Raw genomic sequence first — 24,391 nt, forward strand, 5'->3', positions numbered from 1 at the left:
CGGGTAGACGGCTCGGCTGTGGCCTGTACGATACCGGATACGAACCGGCGGTGCACCGCACGGTCCGCCAAGGATTTCGAAAAGACGTGCCGCAAGAATGAGAGCGGAAGCCAGTCGCTTCCCAAGGTAGACCAGCGCCCCAAATGCTAGACGTGCAAGGGGCCGGAACGGAGGACAGGACGATGACGGAACTGACGCCATCTGCGATTATCGGCCAGGCCGCGCAGACGAAAGCGGCAGCCGTTAAAAATACCGTTCTGACCAAAGAAGGCCAGACCACCAACGGCCTGACCACCAATGGCATGGCCGCGCAGGGTCTCTACGATCCGCGCAACGAGCATGACGCGTGCGGCGTCGGCTTCATCGTCAACATGAAGAACGTGAAGTCGCACCAGATCGTCAAGGACGGGCTCTTCGTGCTCGAAAACCTGACGCATCGCGGCGCTGTCGGCGCCGATCCGCTGATGGGCGACGGCGCCGGCGTGCTGGTGCAAATCCCCGATCATTTCTTCCGCGAAGAGATGGCGGCCCAGGGCGTCGAACTGCCGGCGGCAGGCCAATACGGCGTCGGCCACTGGTTCATGCCGCAGGATGCGGCACTGCGCGCCCATATCGAAGAGATCATCGCCGAATCGGCGCAGTCAGAAGGGCTGCCGCTGCTCGGCTTTCGCGACGTGCCGGTCGACAATTCATCGCTGTCGAAGGCGCCCGATATCGCGGCCTCCGAACCGTTCCATCGCCAGGTCTTCATCGGCCGCACATCAGACATTCCAGATGACGAGGAATATGAGGCCAGGCTGTACCTGCTGCGCAAGGTGATTTCCGGCCGCATCTACGCCGAGAACAACAACAAGGATATCGGCGCCTACTGTGTGTCGCTATCGGCGCGCACCATTGTCTACAAGGGCATGTTCCTGGCCTACCAGGTCGGCGCCTATTACAAGGATTTGTCGGATCCGCGTTTCGAGACCGCGCTGATCCTCGTCCACCAGCGCTTCTCGACCAACACCTTCCCGTCATGGAAGCTCGCGCACCCCTACCGCATGGTCGCGCATAATGGCGAGATCAACACGGTGCGCGGCAACAACAACTGGATGGCGGCGCGCCAGGCCTCGGTCGATTCCGAACTGTTCGGCAACAACATCTCCAAGCTGTGGCCGATCTCCTATGACGGCCAGTCCGACACGGCGTGCTTCGACAATGCGCTCGAATTCCTGTTCCAGGGCGGCTACAGCCTCAGCCACGCCATGATGATGCTGATCCCGGAAGCCTGGGCCGGCAACAAGCTGATGGATGCCGACCGCAAGGCTTTCTACGAATACCACGCAGCCCTTATGGAGCCGTGGGACGGGCCGGCCGCGGTCGCCTTCACCGACGGTCGCCAGATCGGCGCCACGCTCGACCGCAACGGTCTGCGCCCGGCGCGCTACATCGTCACCGACGACGACCGCGTCATCATGGCGTCAGAGGCCGGCGTGCTGCCGGTGCCGGAGGAGAGGATCGTCAAGAAGTGGCGGCTGCAGCCCGGCCGCATGCTTCTGATCGACCTCGCCAAGGGCCGCATCATTTCCGACGAGGAGATCAAGTCGGAGATCGCCACCAGGCATCCCTACAAGACCTGGCTCAACAACACGCAGCTGATCCTCGAGGATCTGAAGCCGGTGGAGCCGCGCGCGCTGCGCAAGGATGTCAGCCTGCTAGATCGCCAGCAGGCTTTCGGCTACACGCAGGAAGACACCAAGCTGTTGATGTCGCCGATGGCGACCACCGGCCAGGAAGCCGTGGGTTCGATGGGCACCGACACGCCGATCTCGGCGATGTCGGACAAGTCGAAGCTGCTCTACACCTATTTCAAACAGAATTTCGCCCAGGTCACCAACCCGCCGATCGACCCGATCCGCGAGGAGCTGGTGATGAGCCTGGTGTCGTTCATCGGGCCGCGGCCGAACATCTTCGACCTGGTCGGCAATTCGCGCCGCAAGCGGCTCGAAGTGCGCCAGCCGATCCTGACCAATGGCGATCTGGAAAAGATCCGCTCGATCGGCCACACCGAGGACCGTTTCGACACCAAGACCATCGACATCACCTACGGGTCGAGCGAGGGCGCGGCCGGCATGCAGGGCGCCGTCGAGCGTCTGTGCGAGCGGGCGGAAGCCGCTGTCGCCGGCGGCTACAACATCATCATCCTGTCCGACCGCCAGGTCGGTCCCGACCGTATCGCCATTCCGGCACTGCTGGCGACGGCTGCCGTGCACCACCATCTGATCCGCAAGGGTCTGCGCACCGCGGTCGGCCTTGTCGTGGAATCCGGCGAGCCGCGCGAAGTGCATCATTTCTGCTGTCTCGCCGGCTACGGCGCCGAGGCGATCAACCCCTACCTTGCCTTCGATACGCTGCTTGACATGCACAAGCGTGGCGAACTGCCGGCTGAGGTTGACGCCTACGAGGTGGTCTCGCGCTACATCAAGTCGATCGGCAAGGGCATCCTCAAGGTGATGTCGAAGATGGGCATCTCCACCTACCAGTCCTATTGCGGCGCGCAGATATTCGACGCCATCGGGCTGAAGTCGGATTTCGTCGAGAAGTACTTCACCGGCACAGCGACGCTGATCGAAGGTGTCGGCCTGGACGAGGTCGCGGCTGAGACGCTCAGCCGCCACACCGACGGTTTCGGCAACGATCCGGTGCTGCGCAACAGCCTCGAGGTCGGCGGCGAGTACATGTACCGCATGCGCGGCGAAGCCCATATGTGGTCGCCCGACGCGGTCGCCACCTTGCAGCACGCCGTGCGCCAGGGCTCGTGGGAGACGTTCAAGGAGTATTCCGCGCAGATCGACAGCGAGACGGCCCGTGCCCAGACCATACGCGGCCTGTTCAGGATCAAGCTTGCGGAAGAGACCGGCCGCAAGAAGGTGGCGATAGAGGACGTGATGTCGGCGGCCGATATCGTCAAGCGCTTCTCGACCGGGGCGATGTCGTTCGGCTCGATCTCGCGCGAGGCACACACGACGCTGGCGCGCGCCATGAACCAGATCGGCGGCAAGTCGAACACCGGCGAGGGCGGCGAAGAGGCCGACCGCTATCTGCCGCTGCCCGGCGGCAGCAAGAACCCCGAACGTTCCGCGATCAAGCAGGTCGCCTCGGGGCGGTTTGGCGTCACCGCCGAGTATCTCGTCAATTCCGATGTCATGCAGATCAAGGTCGCGCAGGGCGCCAAGCCCGGTGAGGGCGGCCAGCTGCCCGGCCACAAGGTCGACGCCACCATCGCCAAGGTCCGGCACTCGACGCCTGGCGTCGGCCTGATCTCGCCGCCGCCGCATCACGACATCTATTCGATCGAGGATCTGGCGCAGCTGATCTACGATCTGAAGAACGTCAACCCGGCGGCCGATGTCTCGGTAAAGCTGGTGTCGGAAGTCGGTGTCGGCACGGTCGCGGCGGGCGTCGCCAAGGCGCGCGCCGACCACATCACCATCTCCGGCTATGATGGCGGCACCGGCGCGTCGCCGCTGACCTCGCTCAAGCATGCCGGCAGTCCATGGGAAATGGGCCTTGCCGAGACGCACCAGACGCTGGTGCTGAACGGGCTGCGCTCGCGCGTTGCACTGCAGGTCGATGGCGGCTTGCGCACGGGGCGCGACGTCATCATCGGTGCGCTGCTCGGTGCTGACGAGTTCGGCTTCTCGACCGCGCCGCTGATCGCGGCCGGCTGCATCATGATGCGCAAGTGCCACTTGAACACCTGCCCGGTCGGCGTCGCGACGCAGGACCCGGTTCTGCGCAAGCGTTTCAAGGGCACGCCCGAGCATGTCATCAACTTCTTCTTCTATGTTGCGGAAGAGGTGAGGGGGCTGCTGGCCGAGATGGGCTACACCCATATCGACCAGATCATCGGCGACAGCGACCTGCTGGAAAAGCGCGAGATGATCCAGCATTGGAAGGCGCGTGGGCTCGATTTCGGCAAGATGTTCTTCAAGCCGGACGCGCCGCACGAGGCGGTGCACTGGACCGAACGGCAGAAACACCCGATCGACGATGTACTCGATCGCAAGCTGATCGAACTGGCGAAGCCCGCGCTCGAAAGCAAGCAGCCGGTCAAGATCGAGGTCGACATCCGCAATGTCGATCGCTCCACGGGCGCCATGCTGTCGGGCGAAGTCGCCAAGCGCTTCAGGCACAAGGGCCTGCGCGAGGACACGATCCAGGTGAAGCTGACCGGCACCGCCGGCCAGTCGTTCGGCGCCTTCCTGGCGCGCGGCATCTCGTTCGATCTCGTCGGTGCGGCCAACGACTATGTCGGCAAGGGCCTGTCGGGCGGACGCATCGTCATCCGGCCGCCGGAGGAGTCCAGGATCGTCGCGGCGGAATCGATCATCGTCGGCAACACCGTCCTCTATGGCGCGACCGAGGGCGAGGCCTATTTCGCAGGTGTCGCCGGCGAGCGCTTCGCGGTGCGCAATTCGGGCGTCGCCGCCGTCGTTGAAGGCGTCGGCGATCATGGCTGCGAATACATGACCGGCGGCATCGTCGTCGTCATCGGCCAGACCGGTCGCAACTTCGCTGCCGGCATGTCGGGCGGCGTGGCCTATGTTCTGGATGAGGCCGGCGATTTCGCCGCGCGCTGCAACATGGCGATGGTCGAGCTGGAGCCGGTTCCGGAAGAAGACGATCTGATGGAAAGGCTGCTGCATCATGGCGGTGACCTCGACCACAAGGGTCGCGTCGACGTCTCGGGCGACATGACCACCCATGACGAGGAACGGCTTTACCAGCTTATCTCGAACCACGTTCATTTCACCGGTTCGGTACGCGGCCGCGAGATACTCGACGACTGGACGACCTTCCGGCCGAAATTCCGCAAGATCATGCCGGTCGAATACCGCCGCGCGCTGATCGAGATGGAACGCATGCGCATGGGCGTGGCGGCGGAATAGGTTTTTCGACTTGCCGGGAGGCGCAGGCTTCCCGGCGGAACTTTCAGCGACAGTTTGACCTCGGATGCAAGGTTGCCACGGCTGCCTCAAGGGGTTAACGGGTGCGAAAACCGCACCATCTGGACAGCAGGAACTGGACTATGGGCAAGGTAACAGGCTTTCTCGAAATCGACCGGCAGGTGCACAAGTACCAGCCGGCCTCCGACCGCATCCGGCATTTTCGTGAATTCACGCTGCCGATGTCGGACAAGGAGGTCGAGAAACAGGCGGCGCGCTGCATGGATTGCGGCATCCCGTTCTGCCACGGGCCGACCGGTTGCCCGATCCACAACCAGATCCCGGACTGGAACGACCTCGTCTACAATGGCGACTGGGACAATGCGATCCGCAACCTGCATTCGACCAACAATTTCCCCGAGTTCACCGGCCGCATCTGCCCCGCGCCCTGCGAGGAAGCCTGCACGCTGAACCTCGAGGACATTCCGGTTGCCATCAAGACTGTCGAACAGGCAATCGCCGACAAGGCTTATGAAACCGGCCATATCCGGCCTTATCCGCCAGAGAAGAAGACGGGCAAGCGGGTCGCTGTCATCGGCTCCGGCCCGGCAGGGATGGCGGCGGCGCAGCAGCTTGGCCGCGCCGGCCACGAGGTCAGCGTTTATGAGCGTGAGAGCCGTCCCGGCGGGCTGATGCGCTACGGCATTCCCGACTTCAAGATCGAGAAGCACTATATCGACCGCCGCATCGAGCAGATGCAGGGCGAGGGCGTGACCTTCCATTGCGGCGTCAATGTCGGGGTCGACAAGCCGGTGGCAGAGTTGCTCGCCGGATACGATGCGGTGCTCTATTGCGGCGGTTCGGAATCGCCGCGTCCGGCCAACATTCCGGGCGACGATCTCGGCGGCGTCTATGACGCCATGCCCTATCTGGTGCAGCAGAACCGTCGCGTCGGCGGCGAGCCGATCCAGTCGGTGGCCTGGCCGTCGCATCCGATCATCGCCGGCGGCCAGCATGTCGTCGTCGTCGGCGGCGGCGATACCGCGTCCGACTGCGTCGGCACCGCCTTCCGCCAGGGCGCGGTGCGCGTCACCCAGCTCGACATCCGCCCGCAGCCGCCGGAGAAGGAAGACAAGCTTTCGGTCTGGCCTTACTGGGCGACCAAGATGCGCACCTCGTCCTCACAGGCCGAAGGTGCGGAGCGCGAATTCCAGGTGGCGACGCTCGAATTCATCGGCGAGGACGGCCAGCTGACCGGCGTCAAATGCTGCGAAGTCGACGAGAAGCGCAAGCCTATCCCCGGCACCGAATTCGTCATCCGTGCAGACCTCGCCTTCATCGCCATCGGCTTTGCCGGACCGGCTGCCGCCGGCGTCGCGAAAGAGCTGGACGGTGAGATGAAAATCACCACCGACAGCCGCCGTTCCCGCAATGTCGAAGCCAACGATCGCGACTACAAGACCAGCGTCGACAAGCTCTACGCCGCAGGTGATGTGCGCCGCGGCCAGTCGCTGGTTGTGTGGGCGATCCGCGAAGGCCGCCAGGCCGCGCGCTCGATCGATGAAGCGCTGATGGGGTCGACGGTACTCCCCCGTTAACGGTTGATCGCCGTCGTCGTATCCGTCGCGGCAGCGGCCTTGGGCGGCCAGGAGAAGTCGTCGGCGCGACCGGGCGAGGCCTCGGGCGCCTTGCCTTCGAGGATTAGTTTTTCGCCGGGCAGATCCGGATTGGCTTTCGGCGCCGCCGCCGCACCGAGAAGCTCGGTCCCGCCGTCGAGCGCCGGATCGTTGAGCAGCATTGGAACGGTGCGGTCGACCACGATCGGGGCGGCGGGCAGCGACGGCGCCTCGACCGGGGCGCCGGCCGGTGCGGCAGCCGTCACCACGCTTCCCGGCGCTGCCAGGCCGAGGATCTTGGCCAGCGGCTTTTCGGTGTAGAAGGCGAGCTTTCGCTTGCCGGCTTTCGAGACGTTGATGCCGTCGTCGGAGCGCAGCCGCACGGCCTGGCCGTTAATGTCGGGGCCGGTCGAGACAAAGGCGCCGTTCTCGTCGACGAACCCATCCCAGACATCGACGAATTCGCCGCCGTTCTTCTCGGCAGCCGAGTGGTAGATGTCGTTGAATGCCAGCATGTCGGAGGTCATCTTCGGCGTCTTGAAGGCTGGCATGCCGACCCACAGATAAGGCACCTTGGTCGCCGCCAGTGCCTTTCCCAAGGCTTCGGTCCGGCGTTCGTATTCCTTGGTCCAGTTCTCGGAGCGCGGCTGCTCGCGCACATCGTTGACGCGCATCTGCTGGCGGTCGTTGGAGCCCAGCATGACGACCACGGCGGCGGGCTTCTCGGTCTCGACCAGCGATTTGACCTGTTCGGGCCAGTTGTAGACATCATCGCGCACGAAACCCGAAGAACCGTTGGCGCGCTCGACGATCCTGACGTTGGCATTGTCGGCAAAGGCTGTTTCGAGGCCTTCGGCCAGGCCGTTGGCCATGAAATCGCCGATCACCAGAACGACGCGGGCATCCGGTGTCTTCTCGACAATCGGAGCGGAAGGTTCAACGGGTGCACGGGGCTTCTTCTTGACCTTCGGCTTTGCCTTGCGGACGTCGAGCGGCGGCTCGATGCGTTCGCTGCGGCGCGGGAACAGAAGGTCGCGCAGCGACCAGCCGCGGTTCTGCGGTTGTTCCTGCGCCAAAGCCGGTGTGTGGAAAGTGCCGGCGAGTCCCGTCGCCAGGACAACGATGGCCAGAACGAGGATCGGCAAGCGGAAAACGATCACACGGATACGCGTTGCCGAAACCAAGCACCCTCTCCATCCCTTGGTGCATGGCCCTCGCAGGGGATCATGCACAGACCGATGCTACGGCATCCCTTGCGCGTCACAGATGCGCGCTGCCGTCGCCGGCTCTATTTCTTTCTGAGCCATTTGAGCACTTCCATGCTCGGATACCCGTCCTGGGTCAAGCCGACCGTTGCCTGATAGGTCATGATGGCGGTTTTCGTGCCGTCACCGATCTTGCCGTCGAACTTGCCGTCGTAAAGTCCGTGCTGCGAAAGCCGCTTCTGCAACTCCTGCCTTTCCTCGAAGGACAGTTTGGTGAAGGGCCGCTTCCAGTCCTGCACCAGACCATTAGAGCCGGCGATTTCGTCGGCAAGAAGGCCGACGGCCAGGGCATATTTGTCGGCGTTGTTGTAGGCCTTGATGACGGAGAAGTTCTTGATCATCAGGAAGGCCGGTCCGCCGCGGCCGTCCGGCACTTTCAGGGTCGCCTTGTCGGTTGCGTTCTTGAACGGCTTGCCATTGGCCCTGGCGACGCCGAGCGCCTGCCACTGCGCCAATGTCTTCGAGCCGGCCGGCAGTTTGCCCGCCGGAATGGTGACCTCGTAGCCCCAGGTCTTGCCGCCCTGCCAGCCATTCTTCTTCAGCAGATTGGCTGATGTCGCCAACGCATCGGGGATCGAATTCCAGATGTCGCGCTTGCCGTTGCCGTCCATGTCGACGGCATAATGCTGGTAGCTGGTCGGGATGAACTGGGTCTGGCCCATGGCGCCGGCCCAGGAGCCCATCAGGTGGCTTTCGTCGATGTCGCCGGTCTGCAGGATTTTCAGCGCGGCGACCAATTGGGTGCGGGCGAATTTCGAACGCTTCGGGTCGCCATAGGCGAGGGTTGCCAGCGAGCGGATGACATTGCGCATGATGTCGTCGCGCTTGAGGATCTCGCCATAATTCGATTCCATCGACCAGATGGCGAGCAGGATGTAGCGGTCGACGCCGAACCTCGCCTCGATCCGTTCCAGCCACGGCTTCCATTTCTTGGCCATCTGCTGGCCGACGGCAACGGACTGGTCGTGGACGCGGTTGTCGAAATAGTCCCAGGCAGGTGCGGTGAATTCGGGCTGGGTGCGTGCCTTTTCCAGCACCACCGGGTCGGGCTCATTGATGCCCCGGAACGCTCGGTCGTAGACCCCGCCGGAAACGCCGCCCGCCACGGCCGTGGCGCGGAAGCCGGCGACCCATTGCCGAAAACCGGCATCGGCGAAGGCCGGTCCGGCCGGCATCAGCAAGGCGAGCGAGAGGCTGGCCGCCGTCAGCACGCTGGTAAAGAGTTTTGCGGCACTGCGAACGGACATATTTTCCCCTTTCTCTATCTCAGGAAAGACCATTCATCGCCGAACCGGGTTAGCAATTGGTTTACCATAGGCGGCGCCTGGAACGAAAAGACACCTGGATGCTTTACCGGTTGATGTTTCCCTCAATGGCCCGATAATCCACAATTCCGGCGCGAAAATGTCGCGAGGCGGGATTGCCGGGCACGCCCTCAAACGGATAATTGACGCATGAAGCGAGTTCGCAAGGCAGTTTTCCCGGTCGCCGGTCTCGGCACACGGTTTCTCCCGGCCACCAAGGCCATTCCCAAGGAGATGCTGACCGTCGTCGACCGGCCGGTCATCCAGTATGTCGTCGATGAGGCGCGCGAGGCCGGCATCGAACATTTCATCTTCGTCACCGGCCGCAACAAGGCGGTCATAGAAGACCATTTCGATATCCAGTTCGAGCTCTATGATACGCTGGCACAGCGCGGCAAGGACGATCAGCTGGCCCGCTTGCAGCGGCTGCAGCCGGCGCCGGGGCAGACCTCGTTCACCCGCCAGCAGGTGCCGATGGGGCTCGGCCACGCCGTCTGGTGCGCCCGCGAACTGGTCGGCGACGAACCCTTCGCGCTGTTGCTGCCCGACATGATCATGCAGTCGGAGAAGAGCTGCACGAAGGCCATGGTCGAGCTCTACGAGGAGACGGGCAACAACATCATCGCCGTGCAGGAATGCGATCCGGCCGAGACCCACAAATATGGCATTGTCGGCCGCGGCGAGGACACGCATCACGGCTTCCGCATCACCGAGATGGTCGAAAAGCCGAAGACCGGCACCGCACCGTCCAATCTCTACATCAACGGCCGCTACATCCTGCAGCCCGAGATTTTCAAGATCCTCGAAAGCCAGGAAAAGGGCGCCGGCAACGAGATCCAGCTCACCGACGCGATGCTGAAGCTGGAAAAGCAGCAGCCCTTCTTTGGCTACCACTTTCAGGGCCGCACCTTCGATTGCGGCTCGCCGGAAGGCTTCGTTGAGGCCAATGTCGCCTTCGCGCTGTGGCGCAGCGACATGAACGAGAACATGGCCGGCGTCATCCGCACGCTGCTCGATGAGATGAAGCCGTCCGAGCGTCGCGGCGCTGCTTTTTAGCTATCGCTGCAGCTTCAGCCCCAAATAGATGCTGTTGGCGGTGTAGTTGCGCCCGGGCAGATTGCTGGTCAGCTTTTCGGTGCGGGCGCGGCTGGTGAGGCCGACATAGCGGTTCAGCCACCAGGTCAGCCCGGCCTCTGCACTCAGCGTCATGTCATGGCCGTCGGAGCCGGTGTAATTGCGCCAGTCGAGCCCAAGGGCTGCGTTGCCGGTCAGGTCGGCGCGGATCTGCCGCTCGCCGGTGAGGCGGCCGGAATAGAGGATGTCGCCGCTCTCACCGGCATTCGTTGTGCCTTCGACCGTGGTTCGCCCGGTGAGGCTGATGATGGTACCGCGCTCGGGCGACCATTTGAGGTCGGCATTGATGGTGGCTCCCGAAATCGCCTCCAGGTTCTTGTCGTCGATCGCCTCCCTCAGCCAGCCGGCCGAGAACTCACCCTTGAGCTTCTCGCCCATGTCGACTTCGATACCGGCGCGTGCGCCAAGCCGGGTCGAGGAGCGCTCGAAGCCCTTGTTGTCGATCCGTTGGTCATATACCCGGCGGCCGAGCTCAATCTCAGCAAAGGGCGTCAGAGCCGGGGAAATTTCATAGCCAGTCCGCAACGTTGCGGTGTAGAGCGTGTTGTCCTGGTCCTTCTGCGACAGCGAGGTGCCATCGGTAAGTTCGGCATCGCCATAGATGTCGTGGGAGACGGCGCCGGTCAGCGCAAAGCGCATCTTGCCGACGTCCTTCTCGACGCCGAGGCTGCCGTCGACCGTCTGGCGGATCGGCTGCGATTTGACGCCGGCAATGGCGTCGGGCGCGGAGGCCGATTCCGGTGCAATCTCGTAGCCGAGCTTGGCGATGGCGCGCAGTTCATTGTCGAGGTCGACATTGTACGTGCCTTGGATACGGCCGCGTGCCTCATTGATCTTCTGGCCCGAAATGGTGTTGCGGAAATTGCCGTAGCCGTCGATGACCGCCGAATTCTCGCGCCAATCGGAGGCGGCGGAGAAACGCAGCGCCGTTTCGGACAGCACCGCCGACTTGCCGCCAGCGCTGGAATCGGCGTTCGACGTGACGGCAACGCCCTGCTCGAGCGTCGGCCGCAGCAGGAACGAGCCGACCTTGATGCCGGTTGCCGCGTACGGGTCGTCCTCGAGCTTCTTCTTCTGGCCCTCGATGGCGTCGGTGCGCTCGGCGCCAGGGTCGAGCTTTCGTCGGTCGACGCCGTCGACGGTGAGGACACGGCGGTTGGCTGTGTCCTGATCGGCGTCGTCTGCCGCAGTGCCGTCCGGAGTCGTTCCGGTGGTGGTCTGGTCCGTGGCTTTGCCAGGCTTCTTCTTGTCGGCAGCCTTGGTTTTGTCCTTGGCCTTGTCTGCATCCGCGGCGGCGCGTTGCTTTGCCGTCGACGGACGGCGTGGCTGGACGGTTGGCGGCTTGTCGGCGAACGAATCGTAGATGGTCGCCGGCGGGTCGAAAATGCTGTCTGCGCCGGCCTGTGACGAGTCGGTGTCGTCAGGCGAGGCGCCATGGCTGGCCGGCACATAAGCGGTTGGCGTGTTTCCCGTGGGGGCCGTGTCGGCAGGGGCGGGCTTGACCTGCCTGTTGGCCTTGCTCAATTGCCTGGCCCGGCGCTGCTGGTCGGACAGGATCGCCGATTCCGAAACTTCGCCGCGCAGCTCGGTCTCCTGGGCATGAAGCGCAGTTGGCCGTAGCAAAGCGAGCACGCTCGTCGCCAGAAGCAGAGCGCAAAAGGCTCTGCCCGTTCGACCTTTTTTCTCTTGAGGCTGGGCCCGCGACATCGTCACCACTGCTTGCGCGGCGCAAGCGCGCCATACTTACCGAACCGTAAACGGGGATGGTTAACGGAGGGTTGAAGGTGTGCCTGTACGACATGGCTGGACGGCAATTCTGTTGGACAGGCGAACGGCAAAGCGCTAATCGCATCAGCCATGCATGCGGGATCCCCAGAAAAGAAGCCTTTGGAGGCTTCGGTCGCCTCGGCGCTGAGAACGGTAGCCACGGAACAGGCCGGCGTGGCGGCATTGGCCGCCGCGCTGGAGAACGAACTGGCCGAACCTTTCGCCCGCGCCGTCGACATGGTGTCGCGCATCAATGGCCGCGTCATAGTCACCGGCGTCGGCAAAAGCGGCCATATCGGCACTAAGATCGCGGCTAGTCTGGCTTCGACCGGCACGCCTGCCTTCTTCGTCCATCCGGCGGAGGCCAATCACGGCGACCTTGGCATGATCGCCAGAGACGATGCCATCATCGCCATGTCATGGTCCGGCGAGAGCAAAGAATTGATGGGCATCGTCGCCTATTCCAGGCGCTTCTCGATCCCGCTGATTGCGATTACCGCGGGCGCGGCCTCGGCGCTGGCGCGCGCGGCCGACGTGGTGGTGCTCCTGCCGTCCGCGCCGGAAGCCTGCCCGCACGGTCTGGCGCCGACGACATCGACCCTGCTGCAACTGGTGGTCGGCGATGCGCTGGCCATCGCGCTGCTCGAAGCGCGCGGCTTCACGCCCGACCATTTCCGCACGTTCCACCCCGGCGGCCAGCTCGGCGCCAACCTCACGCAGATCCACGAGATCATGCATGTCGGCGACAGGCTGCCGCTGGTGTCTTCCGGCACGGGCATGCGCGAGGCGATCCTCGAATTGTCGAACAAGGGCTTCGGCTGCGTGGCGATCGCGACGGCGGATGGCGCGTTGGTGGGCATCATCACCGACGGCGACATCAGGCGTCACATCGGCAGCAATCTCATGGAAATGAGCGTCGATCAGGTGATGACGAAAAAGCCGAAGACCGCCACACCGGACACGCTGGTGGCGACGGCGCTGCAGATTATCAACAATTCGGCCATTACGAGCCTGATGGTGGTCGAAGGCAGGCGGCTCGTGGGACTGGTTCATCTGCACGACCTGCTGCGCATCGGCGCCGCCTGAAAAAATCAAAGGACGCGTCGCGTTCGGGAAGCCCTAGGCGACGCGGCCTGATTTTCCGGATCGAAAGCGCCATGCGCTTTCGAAATGTCAAACTGCCTCGACGGTCAGTTCCAGATCGGTCTCGGCTGAACTGACGACGCGCACCTGCGTGCCGGCCGGCAGGTCGGGACCGGAGACGCGCCACAGTGTGTCGCCGAGCTTGATGCGGCCGCGACCGTCCTTGATCGGCTCGGCCAGCGTTGCCATCCTGCCGACCAACTGCGCGCCGCGCCGGTTGAGCAGCGGCTGGTCGCTAGGGGTATTACGCCCACCAACCAGCTTCTTTCCGGCAAGGGCCGAGACCAGCGACAGGGCCAGGAAGGCGAGGACCTGGACTTCCCAGGCCCAGAAGCTTGCGTCCCAGATGAGCAGGGAAATCACACCGATCACCAATGCGGCGATGCCGATCCACAGCATGAATATTCCTGGCGCGATGACCTCCATCACCAGGAGGACGAAGCCCAGAACCATCCAGTTCCACGGACCAAGTTCGGAAATGATGCGGTCGAACATGGGAGTGCGCTCCTATGATCTCGGTTCTCAGCTAGCCTCAATTCTCGCTTGGGCGAACCACCGGAGGGCGGGCGGCCTGCCTGGCGGCGCCGGCGGTGCCTTCGCTGCGGAACACCTCCCTGGCGATCTCGCTTATGCCGCCGAGGGTGCCGATCAGCGCCGAGGCTTCCATCGGCATCAGCACGACCTTGCTGTTGTTAGCGGTGCCGATCTTGCCCATCGCTTCGGTGTATTTGAGCGCCACGAAGTAATTGAGTGCCTGCACGTCGCCCTTGGAGATGGCTTCCGATACAACCTGGGTGGCTCGCGCTTCGGCCTCGGCCGAGCGTTCGCGCGCCTCGGCGTCGCGGAAGGCGGCTTCCTTGCGGCCTTCGGCCTCGAGGATCTGCGACTGCTTGAGGCCTTCGGCGGCGAGGATCTGCGCACGCTTATTGCGTTCGGCGGTCATCTGACGACCCATCGATTCGATGAGGTTGGCCGGCGGATTGATATCCTTGATCTCGACGCGGGTGATCTTGATGCCCCACGGATGCGCCGCTTCGTCGACGACGCGCAGCAGGCGCTCGTTGATGGCGTCGCGGTTCGACAGCAATTCGTCGAGGTCCATCGAGCCCATGACGGTACGGATGTTGGTCATCGTCAAATTGAGGATGGCGTTCTCCAGGCCGGCGACCTGGTAGGCGGCCTGGGCCGCATTGAGGATCTGGTAGAAGGCGATGCCGTCGACGCCCACAATGGCGTTGTCGCGCGTGATGATTTCCTGGCTCGGAACGTCGAGCACCTGCTCCATCATGTTCATCTTGGCGCCGATTCGGTCGACGAACGGCACGATGAGGTTGAGGCCGGGGCTTAGTGTTTTGGTGTAACGACCAAAGCGCTCCACCGTATAATTATAGCCTTGCGGGATTGTCCGGATGCCTTTGATAAGAAGCACCAATACCAGAAAGGCAAGCGCACCAATCGCAATACCGAAACCACTGAAGTCCATTTGAATCTCCCTCAGATGCCGGCCATGGCGTTGATTCCATGCAACCGACTTCACCAAACACTTAGGTGTGTTTCAATAATGTTACAATCAGGTGATCGTTGATTATTAGTGCATGGAATAGCGCAACTGCGGCGATCGATCGCCGCAACGTGGCGGCCTCAGACCCAGCCCGACAGCTCGCGCCGCACCATCGCCTCGATCACCGCCATGCCTTCTGCACTGTCGTTGAGGCACGGGATGTGGGCGAATTTCTCGCCGCCGGCGTGATGGAAGGTCTCGGCCGCCTCGCGGCCGATTTCGTCCAGCGTCTCGATGCAGTCGACGGAAAAGCCTGGGTTGACGATGGCGATCGATTTCACGCCGTCCTTCGCCAGTTTCTCGACCGTCTTGTCGGTGTAGGGCTGCAGCCATTCCTGGGCGCCGAAGCGCGACTGGAAGGTGATGATCAGCTTCTTTTCATCCCACCCCAGTCGTTCACGCAACAGCCGTGTCGTCTTCTGGCAGTGGCAGTGATAGGGATCGCCCTTCTCGAAATAGGGCGTCGGGATGCCGTGATAGGAGGTGATGACCACCTCGGGCTCGAAGTCTAGCGTTGCCAGATGCCGTTCGATCGAATGGGCGAGCGCCTCGATGTAGACCGGCTCGTCATAGTAGGGCGGAACACTGCGCACGGCAGGCGCGCGGCGCATCTTCATCAAGGCGCGAAACAGCTGGTCGTTGGCGGTCGCGGTGGTGGTCGCGGAGTATTGCGGGTAGAGTGGGAACGACAGGATGCGGTCGCAGCCTTGTTCGACCAGCCTTTGAGCGACGCTCGCGGTCGAGGGGTTGCCGTAGCGCATCGCCCAGTCGACCACGACATCGGGTAGGTCGATGAGCGCTGCGGCCAGCTTTTCGCTCTGCGCGCGGGTGTAGGTGCGCAGCGGCGACTCGTTCCTCTCGCGGTTCCATATCCTGGCGTAATTGGCGCCGGACTTCTTCGGTCTGGTGGTCAGCACCAAGCCGTAGAGGATCGGATACCAGATCGCCTTGTTGAGTTCGATGACGCGCGGATCGGACAGGAATTCGCGGAGATAACGCCACATCGGCTTGAAATCGGTACCGTCGGGCGTGCCGAGATTGACCAGCATGACGCCGATCTTGCCTGCCTTTACCGGCGGATGTCCCGCCGGCAGCAGGTCGAGCGCTTTCGCGGCTTTGGGGTCGACAGGCGTGGAAAGCGTCATGAAGGTCTCCCGACACCGCGAAACCGACGATGTCGGGCGAACCTAGCGATGCGGCGCGAGTTTTCAATGCTGCGTCTGGCCGCACCTTACCCTGAAAGCCAAAAACGCCCGGTTTCCCGGACGGATTTTGCTGGTCGCAAGCGCGAAGCGAGGTTACTTCGCCGGAATGGTCAAGCTCGCGCCGACCGGAAGCCGGCGTGGCTCGTAGCCTTTGTTGGCCTCGGAGATCACCTTCCACTTGGCGCCGTCGCCGTAGGCCTTCTTGGCGAGATCCCAATAGGTATCGCCGGCGACGATGACATGGCTGGCTTCGGCCGGGGCGCCGTCAGCCGGCTTTGCCGGAGCAGGTGCGGCTTCGGCCGGTTTTGCCGGTTCGGCCGGAGCCGGCGTTGCCGGGGCGGTTTCCGCCGGGACAGTCGGCGGCGTGGTGGTGATGTCGCCGGAGCCTGCCGGCAATGCGGGCATCGCCGGCTCCGCCGGTGCAGCCTCGGCCGATTTTGCCGGTTCCGCTGGAGCAGGTGCCGGTTCGGCTGGTTTTGCCGGCTCGGCGGCCGGGGCAGCCGCTACGGTTGCGGCAACCTCGGTGATGCGGCCGTCGAGCTTGGGCGTGTAGGGCCGGTGCGCGGCGAGATAGTCGGCGACCACCTGTTCGAGGCCCGGGCCGTAATCATAGGCGTTCTTGGCCTTCTCGGCGAAGACCTTATAGCCGTCGCCGCCCTGGCGGACGTAATTGTTGGTGGCGACCAGATAGTCCTTGTCCGAATTGATCGGCGCCCAGGCACCGTTCTGCATCACCTCGACCGACTTGACTCGGCCGGCATTGGGCGCGACCGACTTGTCGAAGGAGTATTTGAGACCTGCCACCTGCGGGAAGCGGCCGCCGCCGTCCTCGACCTGGCTGACGCCGTTTTCCAGCCCGGCAACCAGATCCTTGCCGGAAATCTGGAAGGTCGCCAGCGTGTTCTGGAACGGCAGCACGGTCAGCACCTCGCCCATGGTGACGGTGCCCTTGTCGATCGAAGCACGCAGGCCGCCGCCATTCGAGACGACGATCTCGACGCCCTGTCCCTTGACGCGGTCGAGGATGGCGTCGGAGACGAGGTTGCCCATCGCGCATTCCTTGGTGCGGCAGCTTTCGCGGCTGCCGTCGATGGCCTCGGTGGTCTCGGCCACTTCCTTGTTCTTCAGCGCCTCGATCGGCGCGCCAAGCTCCTTGATGCGGGCAAGAACGGCCGGATCGGGAGTGATCGACTTGTCGAGGAAGATCGGGTCGCCGCTGGCTTCCTTGACGTTGCCATTGTCGTCGAACACGACCTTGAATTCGCCGAGATATTTCGAATAGGACGCGGCCTGCACGACAGGCACCTTGGAGCCGTCGGGGTTGTCGACCATCGTCGGGTAGGGGCCTTCAGCCTTCGGGTCGGTGTTGGACAGAAGCGAATGGCTGTGGCCGCCGACCACCACATCGATGCCCGGGATCTTGGCGATGACATCGCGCTCGCGCCTGTAGCCGATATGGGTGACGGCAATGATCTTGTTGACGCCTTGCGCCTTCAGCTTCTCGACCTCGGCGGTGATCGACTTGACGTCGTCCTCGATGGTAATGTTGGGGCCGGGAGAGGCGAGTTCCGGCGTGTCGTTGGTCACGGCGCCGACAATGCCGATCTTCTGGCCGCCGACCTCAAGCACAATCGACGGCTTGATCTTGCCTGCGGCGCCGGACTTGTCGTTGGGCACGACATTGGCGCTGACGATCGGGAACTTCGCCTTGTCGAGATAAGGCACCAGCGCGCTCTCGCCATCGTCGAATTCGTGGTTGCCGAGCGTCACCGCGTCGGGCTTGATCTGATTGAGGAATTCCTCCTCCGCCGTGCCCTTGTAGGTGATGTAGAACAGCGATCCCTGAAAGCTGTCGCCGGCATTGAGCAGCAGCACGTTCTGGCCTTCGAGCTTCTTGCGCTCCTGTGCGATCGCGGTGACCAGCCGGCCGGCGCCGCCGATGCACTCACCCTTGGTCTCTTCCTCGGCCGAGCAGGTTGACTCGTATTTGTTGTTGCCTTCGATGCGGCTGTGCCAATCGTTGAAATGCAGGATGTTCAACGTGTAGTCGGCAAAGGATGGTGCGGCCGACAGGCCGAGTGTCGAGGCAGAGAGGGCGGCAATGGCGGCGAGCTTCTTCATCTTCGTCTCCCGGATATGATCAAAGGCGTTTAGCGCTCTTGCCCGACTGCAGGATAACAGCCAGCATTTCGGGTATGTTCACATCGCGGTTGTGGCGATGCAAGAAGAATCAGGGCGGATAACCGGCATCGGTTTGCCGGCATAAAAAAGGCGGCGGCATCGCGCCCCCGCCATCCGCAAAGCCGCATGGGAAAGGTTCAGCCGCGCCTGGTCAGCACGAAGTTCTGCCCGGCGGAGCTGGTGCAATTCAGCTGGTTTATGGACACCAGCAGGCAGTTGAAAGCGATTGGCTGCTGCCGGATCAGCGAGGTTCCGTTGATCTCGACCGAGGTGGCGCCGGTCTTGGTGTAGCTGCCGTCAGCGAATTTCTCACCGGTCTCCGCCGAAACGGTGGTGAAGACGCCGCCGTTCAATGTCGAGACCGCCTTGCCTTCGGCGTTCAGCCATGAGCCTTCGACGCCTCGCGCCTGCGATGAGATCGGTGGCCCGTCGGAGCCGCCGGTGGTGCAGGCGGCAAGCATCGTCGCAAGAGCGCCCGCCGCGCCCGCAGAAAGAATTTTGCGCGCAATCGTCATATCAAATCCTCTCCTGACGCATCGGCCCAATCGTCAAACGACGCTTTGGAGAACACGATGTGCGTGGCCTCAAGTTTCCAGAGCCGTCCCTCGTGCGTCCAAATGGATGCACACTGCTCTCGTCCGCATCCCTTCAATCGCCCGATTTCCGGGCGATTGCAAGGCAGTGAGGCAGGGGTATGGAACCGCTATCGAACGAGGATGTTGCGGAATTGCCACGGGTCGCTTTTGTCGAGGTCCTCGGGAAACAGGCCCGGACGGTTATCGAGCGGCGTCCAGTCGGTGTAGTAGCCCTTGACCGGTCCGAGATACTGGGACTGCACTTCCAGGCAGCGCCTGTAGTCCATCTCGTCGGCCTCGACGATGCCGGCTTCCGGGTTTTCCAGCGCCCAGACCATGCCGGCGAGCACGGCCGAGGTGACCTGCATGCCGGTAGCGTTCTGGTAGGGCGCCAGCTTGCGGGCTTCGGCCAGCGACAGCTGCGAACCGTACCAGTAGGCGTTCTTGGCATGGCCGTAGAGCAGCACGCCAAGCTCGTCGACGCCGTCGACCAGTTCGTTTTCGTCAAGCACATGGTGGATCGGCTGCGGCTTGCCGGCAGCGCCGAACATTTCGTGCAGCGACAGCACGGCGTCGTTGCAGGGGTGATAGGCATAGTGGCAGGTCGGGCGGTATTGCACCTTCCCCTTCTTCGACCGCACGGTGAAGAAGTCGGCGATCGAGATCGCCTCATTGTGCGTCACCAGGAAACCGTATTGCGCGCCCGGCGTCGGGCACCAGGAGCGCACGCGGGTGTTGGCGCCGGGCTGTTCGAGATAGATCGCAGCCTTGGAGCCATGCTTGTGCTCCTTGCCGTTCTTCGGCATCCATCTCTCATGCGTGCCCCAGCCGAGCTCGGCCGGCTGCAGCCCTTCCGAGATGAAACCTTCGACCGACCAGGTGTTCCAGAACACGTTCATCGGCTTCGGCTTCTTGGTGCGCTGGGTGTCGCGCTCGGCGATGTGGATGCCCTTGACGCCGGCCTGCTTCATCAGCTTCGCCCAGCCGTCACGGTCGTCCTGCGCGGGTTCGGAAAACTCGAGGCCGAGGTCGCCCGCAAGGTTCAGCAGCGCCTGCTTGACGAACCACGAGACCATGCCCGGATTGGCGCCACAGGTCGAAACCGCGGTAGCGCCGCCGGGCTTGTCGTGCTTCTCCTTGATCAAGGCTTCGCGCAGCGCGTAGTTGGTGCGGCTGGCATTGTCGGCCTTGGCGTCGAAATAGAAGCCGAGCCACGGCTCGACGACGGTGTCGATGTAGAGCACGCCGAGCTTGCGGCAGAGCCGCATCAGGTCGACCGAGCCGGTATCGACCGACAGATTGATGCAAAAGCCCTGGCCGCCACCATTGGTCAAAAGCGGCGTCAGCAGTTTCTTGTAGTTTTTCTCGGTCACGTGCTCCTGGACGAAGGCGATGCCGCGCTCGTCGAGCAGCTTGCGGTCGGTGTCGAGCGGGTCGATGACCGTCATGCGCGACTTGTCGAATTTGAAATGGCGCTCGATCAGAGGCAGCGTTCCCCGTCCGATCGAACCAAAGCCGATCATCACGACAGGGCCGGTGATTTCACCGTAAACGGGCCAGTTTTCATTCGCCATTTTATCGAGCACTCCTTCAAGCAACGCGCCAAAACGGCCGTTCGACCGCCGCGCGACAAACCATAGATCATTGTCACAATAAAGCGAAAAGCAGGGATAAGGTTAGTTCCCGGCCGCGCAGATACGCCTACGGTTCGAGCAGTTTCGCGAATTCCGGTGTGAACAGCGCTTGTGCTTCGGAGACCGGCATTTCAACGAGATCGCCGCCGCAAGCCTGGATGACGTTGGGCAAACCTTGCAGGCCGAAGACCAGAACCTGCCTGTCGCCATCGCGCTTCAGGCTGGCGCCGAGATAGTCGCCGATCAAATCGTCGATGCCGCATTCGGCCTCGTAATCCACCTCGGTCTGGTCGCTTGGCTTCTTGCGGTTTTCCCTGACGAAGGCGGCCAGCGAGGGGCCTGGCTTGCCGTCGCCCGTATCGGAAAACATGTCCTGAAGGGTAAGCAAGGCGCCACGGCGCACGTCCATGACATAGGCGTCGGAATAGTTGTTCGGATGCGCACCGCCGCAATAGAGGCTGCCGGATTCCGACCAGCTCATCAGCTTCGGCGTCAATGACGTCACTTTGGACGTCGTGTCTTCGTAGCCGCCAAGCGAATCGTCATCCATGCCCTCCATCGGTGGTCCATCGTGGAAGCCGGCGTATTGCAGCGCCGCGCACGTCAAGGCGCTGAGGCTGTCATGCCAATGGCGGTTCTGCAGCAAGGCATTGGCGGCTTCGATCGGCGCACTGCCGGCGAGATCGACGATGCGCGGCCTGGCGAATTTGGTGCGCGGATCGGTGACATAGTTGTAGGCTGCATCCGGCCAACCTTCCTTGGCGTCTGGCTTGGGCGCGAAATCCAGCTTGAGATAGTCGTAGGGCGATGCCGCCATGGTGATCGGCGCATCGTCGCCCGAGAATGTCATGTCGGTGAAATCATAGAGATCGCGTGGCGTCGTCGCCGGCGTCTCCGTCTGGGCACGGCTGGCGATCCTTGTCAGCTTCAGCGGCAGGGTCTTTTTGGCCGTCCAGGTGCCTTCCAGCGTCTTGCCCTTGTCGGCGGAACTCAACCGCCAGACGGCGCCGATGGGTGGAGCCTGGCCGTCGCCGCACTTCTTGGCATCGCAGGCTTCTTCCTCGGCCAATTGAAAGGTGGCGCCCTTGCTCGACTTCGCCTGCAGAGGAATATCGACGCCCTTGGAGCGGTAGAAATAGCGGCCCGCCAGTGCCTCTCCAGCCGTCGCCGGATCACCGGTAAACTCGACGACGATGTCGATGTTGCCGAGCTTCCCCGCATAGGTCACCGGTTCCGCATGCGCTGTTGCCGGCAACGCCAGCAATGCACCGAGCAGGACGGCTAGCTTCAGAACATGTCGGATCATCGTCACTCCTGAGCCATGGTTTGCAGGCGTTGCATCAGCCGGTCACGGTCTGATGTCATCCCCTTATAGTCGAGTTGAGCCTCATCCAGCGCCTGCAATTGCGCCGCGAAAGAGGCGGCAAGCGTTGCCCGGTCGGGATGCCGCGCCAGCACTTTCAGCGGGTCGAGATGGATGCGGATGGTGAACAGGATGTCGCGCGACAGAGGCAGTTTGCGCAGCGTCTGGCGCTCGACGCGGATGAAGGCGTGGGCGTTGACGTCGCCGTCGGGAAATCGCGAGGGGCGGTTGGTGGCACGGTCGATGCGCTCGACATTGGAGAGCGGATGATAGAGCGCGTCGCCGGCCTGGATCGACCAGTTGAAGCGTTCGACGGCCTGGCCCTGCAGGCCGTCGAACATGCGGTTGATGAGCTCGGCCGGCCTGGTGCCCGGACCGAAGCCCGGCACCGGTGCGTGGATCTGCTGCAGCGGCCGGCCGAATTTCTCGACCAGCGACCAGGATGACGGGAAACACAGCGAGCCGGCGGCGAGCCGCCAGCCGGTGTCGTCACGGCGCATCAGGATCAGGTCTTCCTGGACGAGCAGCGACGCTGCGACCAGCGGGGCATCGGGGAAGGTGGCGTCAGAGTCGGCTTTGGCGCCAATGACCTCAACCCCGGCATTGGTGCGCCGGTACATCCCGGGAAATGTCGACAGCAGATGTGCTTCGATGAGGCCGCGCACTTCGCGCTGGGTGTCGCGCGTGCCGTCTTCCTCGACAAACACCTTGTCGGGAATTTCGGCATAGAGCCGGCGCTTTTCGGCGAGATGGTCGAAGAGATACCGGTCGACCTCGATCCACTTGTCGAGCTCGAGCGGCTTCAGCCCGATGGTGAAGAGCTTTGAGGAGCCATCATAGGGCGTGTGCGTGGGCTGACGAGAATTCATGCTTCGCTAGAAAGTGTCCAATGCCGGCGGTTATTCTCGCAGCCGCTTCGTATCAGGCCAATGTTGCCGGGATCAAGCCGCGCAGAGAATTGCCGACGAACAGTGTTTTGGCGGATTTCAACTCGTCATAGCTGTAGATCGCCTCCTGGGCGCGGCCTTCGTCCAGCAGCTCGGCGCGCAATACGCCAGGCAGCAGGCCGCAGTCGAGCCTGGGTGTCATCAGCATGCCATCACCGAAATCGGCGAAGACGTTGGTGATGGTGCCTTCGCAGATTTCACTGCGCTCATTTGCGAGCAACACTTCGTCGGCCTGGGTGATCAGATATTCGGAGCGGGCGTGAGTGTAGACTTGCCGCCGGCCGGTCTTGTGGCGCAGCAGCGTGTCGGCCGAGGAGAGCCGCACCCGTGCCAGCTGCAGCCGCCAGACCTTGTCGGCGGCGAACGGCTCATAGGCCTGGACCGAGGCGGTCACTTCGCCATTGCGCTGCAGGACGAGCCGGGTGCGCAACGCCGTCTGCTGCGCCCCGATAGTATTCGCCAGCACCTCGCCGATCCGCTGCGGATCGCAGGCAAAGCCGAGTTCTTCCGCCGAGCCGTAAAGGCGCGCGAGATGGCGTTCGAAGCGCAGAAAGCCCTGGCCGGGCTCCCAGCGCATCGTCTCGATCAGCTCGAAATCGGCGGTGTCCCCGTCGCGAAGCGCGCCTTCAGCAGACACTCCTGATACTCCTCTTGCGCCGTCGAATCGAAGACGACGCCGCCGCCGACATTGTAAACGGCCTCGCCACTGGAAAAGAGCGATATGGTGCGGATCGCCACCGAAAAGCGCATCATGCCGCCAGGCGCGATCCAGCCGATGGCGCCGCAATAGACGTCGCGCGGTGTCTCTTCCAGGTCGTGCAGGATTTCCATGGCGCGGATTTTCGGTGCGCCGGTAATCGAGCCACAGGGAAACAGCGCGCCAAAGATTTGGCGGATGCCGAGACAAGGCAGAAGCTTCGCCCGCACACGGCTCACCATCTGATGGACGGTCGGGTAGCTCTCGATGCGGAACAGTTCCGGCACTTCCAGCGTGCCGATCTCGCTGATCAGGGAGATGTCGTTGCGCAGGAGATCGACGATCATCCGGTTCTCGGCCTGGTTCTTTTCGTCGTTGCGCAAGAAGGACTTCAACCGCGCGTCCTCGGCCTTGGTCGCGCCGCGCGGTGCGGTACCCTTCATCGGATGGGTTTCGATCATGCCTTCGGCATCGATCGCGAAGAACAGCTCGGGCGAACGCGACAAGATGATGGGATCGCCGAGCGAAATCAGCGCGCCATACTTGACCGGCTGGCGTCCTGTCAGTGCGTCGAAGGCAGCAAGCGGATCGCCCGACCATTGGGCACGGACCGGAAAGGTCAGGTTGCCTTGGTAGCAATCGCCCTTGCGGATGTGGTCGTGAAGGCGCGCGAAGCGTCTGGCGTAGTCCTGAGCGGACCAACTGGCCCTGGCGTCGAAGATGGGGCCATTGGTGGCCGGCGCATCGTTGCGCGGCACGCCCTCTTCGACCGGAGCATCGAAGACACCCAGACAAACCAGTGGCGCACGCCGGCCTTCAGGCAGCCGCGGCACGAGTTTCGGTTCGAGCAGATAGCCCGCTTCGTAGGAGAAATAGCCGGCCAGCCATTTGCCGGCATCGCTCGCCGCCTGCGCAGCCGCCAGGGCCGGCAGAAAATCCTTGGCATCATAGGCAATGATGATGTCGGCCGGGTGGTCGAAGACCAACTGACGGCCGCTTTCATCGTTGCGGAAAATGGCAGAGGGCAGGGGCATGGGGCTCGGGTACTGCGGTCGATGACGCCAGAAC

At 63.0% G+C, this 24,391-nt stretch carries 17 protein-coding genes; 4 read left to right on the plus strand and 13 right to left on the minus strand.

Features of this window, described 5'->3' with window-relative positions; genetic code table 11:
* The first annotated feature begins 182 nt into the window (after positions 1-182).
* Complete coding sequence (gene gltB / locus NKI10_RS15930; protein ID WP_352860871.1) at positions 183-4,934, plus strand: glutamate synthase large subunit; 4,752 nt, start codon at positions 183-185, stop codon at positions 4,932-4,934.
* A 140-nt stretch (positions 4,935-5,074) separates the two neighbouring features.
* On the plus strand, positions 5,075-6,529 hold the full coding sequence (locus NKI10_RS15935; protein WP_023686414.1) for a glutamate synthase subunit beta: 1,455 nt from the start codon (positions 5,075-5,077) through the stop codon (positions 6,527-6,529).
* Here NKI10_RS15935 and NKI10_RS15940 read toward each other — a convergent pair.
* A complete protein-coding gene (locus tag NKI10_RS15940; RefSeq protein ID WP_023755025.1) occupies positions 6,526-7,731 on the minus strand; it encodes an SGNH/GDSL hydrolase family protein in 1,206 nt (401 codons plus the stop codon). The two genes, NKI10_RS15935 and NKI10_RS15940, sit on opposite strands and share 4 nt — an antisense overlap.
* 104 nt (positions 7,732-7,835) lie before the next feature.
* Positions 7,836-9,059 (minus strand): lytic murein transglycosylase, encoded by a 1,224-nt coding sequence (locus tag NKI10_RS15945; protein ID WP_023691763.1) that lies wholly within the window; start codon positions 9,057-9,059, stop codon positions 7,836-7,838.
* 207 nt (positions 9,060-9,266) lie between these two features.
* Here NKI10_RS15945 and galU point away from each other — a divergent pair, with 207 nt between their 5' ends.
* On the plus strand, positions 9,267-10,172 hold the full coding sequence (gene galU, locus NKI10_RS15950) for a UTP--glucose-1-phosphate uridylyltransferase GalU (RefSeq protein WP_023671956.1): 906 nt from the start codon (positions 9,267-9,269) through the stop codon (positions 10,170-10,172).
* Here the strand turns inward: galU and NKI10_RS15955 are convergent, their stop codons facing one another.
* Positions 10,173-11,957 carry an outer membrane beta-barrel protein gene (locus NKI10_RS15955; protein WP_352860873.1) on the minus strand — a complete coding sequence of 595 codons (1,785 nt, stop codon included), beginning with the start codon at positions 11,955-11,957 and terminating at the stop codon, positions 10,173-10,175.
* Positions 11,958-12,107: 150 nt separating this feature from the next.
* On the opposite strand from NKI10_RS15955, the gene NKI10_RS15960 reads away from it, so the two are divergent.
* Positions 12,108-13,103 carry a KpsF/GutQ family sugar-phosphate isomerase gene (locus tag NKI10_RS15960; RefSeq protein ID WP_023686410.1) on the plus strand — a complete coding sequence of 332 codons (996 nt, stop codon included), beginning with the start codon at positions 12,108-12,110 and terminating at the stop codon, positions 13,101-13,103.
* An 87-nt stretch (positions 13,104-13,190) separates the two neighbouring features.
* Here NKI10_RS15960 and NKI10_RS15965 read toward each other — a convergent pair whose 3' ends face one another.
* The 10 genes from NKI10_RS15965 to NKI10_RS16010 form a co-directional block, all read right to left on the minus strand.
* Positions 13,191-13,655 (minus strand): NfeD family protein, encoded by a 465-nt coding sequence (locus tag NKI10_RS15965; protein WP_352739372.1) that lies wholly within the window; start codon positions 13,653-13,655, stop codon positions 13,191-13,193.
* A gap of 37 nt (positions 13,656-13,692) precedes the next feature.
* On the minus strand, positions 13,693-14,643 hold the full coding sequence (locus tag NKI10_RS15970; protein ID WP_023671952.1) for an SPFH domain-containing protein: 951 nt from the start codon (positions 14,641-14,643) through the stop codon (positions 13,693-13,695).
* Positions 14,644-14,801: 158 nt separating this feature from the next.
* Positions 14,802-15,866 carry a ferrochelatase gene (hemH, locus tag NKI10_RS15975; RefSeq protein WP_352860876.1) on the minus strand — a complete coding sequence of 355 codons (1,065 nt, stop codon included), beginning with the start codon at positions 15,864-15,866 and terminating at the stop codon, positions 14,802-14,804.
* Positions 15,867-16,019: 153 nt separating this feature from the next.
* Positions 16,020-18,047: a bifunctional metallophosphatase/5'-nucleotidase gene (locus NKI10_RS15980; protein WP_023747138.1), complete on the minus strand. Its 2,028-nt coding sequence runs from the start codon at positions 18,045-18,047 to the stop codon at positions 16,020-16,022.
* Positions 18,048-18,244: 197 nt separating this feature from the next.
* A complete protein-coding gene (locus NKI10_RS15985) occupies positions 18,245-18,622 on the minus strand; it encodes an Omp10 family outer membrane lipoprotein (RefSeq protein ID WP_023683250.1) in 378 nt (125 codons plus the stop codon).
* Between the two features lie 188 nt (positions 18,623-18,810).
* Entirely contained in the window at positions 18,811-20,256 is a 1,446-nt protein-coding gene (locus tag NKI10_RS15990) for a homospermidine synthase (RefSeq protein WP_352860879.1), read from the minus strand.
* 127 nt (positions 20,257-20,383) lie between these two features.
* A complete protein-coding gene (locus NKI10_RS15995; RefSeq protein ID WP_352860880.1) occupies positions 20,384-21,622 on the minus strand; it encodes a hypothetical protein in 1,239 nt (412 codons plus the stop codon).
* Positions 21,623-21,624: 2 nt separating this feature from the next.
* Complete coding sequence (locus tag NKI10_RS16000; RefSeq protein WP_023817273.1) at positions 21,625-22,548, minus strand: heme-dependent oxidative N-demethylase family protein; 924 nt, start codon at positions 22,546-22,548, stop codon at positions 21,625-21,627.
* 52 nt (positions 22,549-22,600) lie between these two features.
* Positions 22,601-23,263 carry an aminotransferase class IV family protein gene (locus NKI10_RS16005; protein ID WP_031245950.1) on the minus strand — a complete coding sequence of 221 codons (663 nt, stop codon included), beginning with the start codon at positions 23,261-23,263 and terminating at the stop codon, positions 22,601-22,603.
* A complete protein-coding gene (locus NKI10_RS16010) occupies positions 23,212-24,357 on the minus strand; it encodes an aminodeoxychorismate synthase component I (protein ID WP_352860883.1) in 1,146 nt (381 codons plus the stop codon). The genes NKI10_RS16005 and NKI10_RS16010 overlap by 52 nt, the downstream gene beginning before the upstream one ends.
* Positions 24,358-24,391: the final 34 nt, after the last annotated feature.

This window comes from Mesorhizobium sp. M0802, assembly GCF_040320115.1.
In the GTDB taxonomy this organism is placed as follows: Bacteria; Pseudomonadota; Alphaproteobacteria; order Rhizobiales; family Rhizobiaceae; genus Mesorhizobium.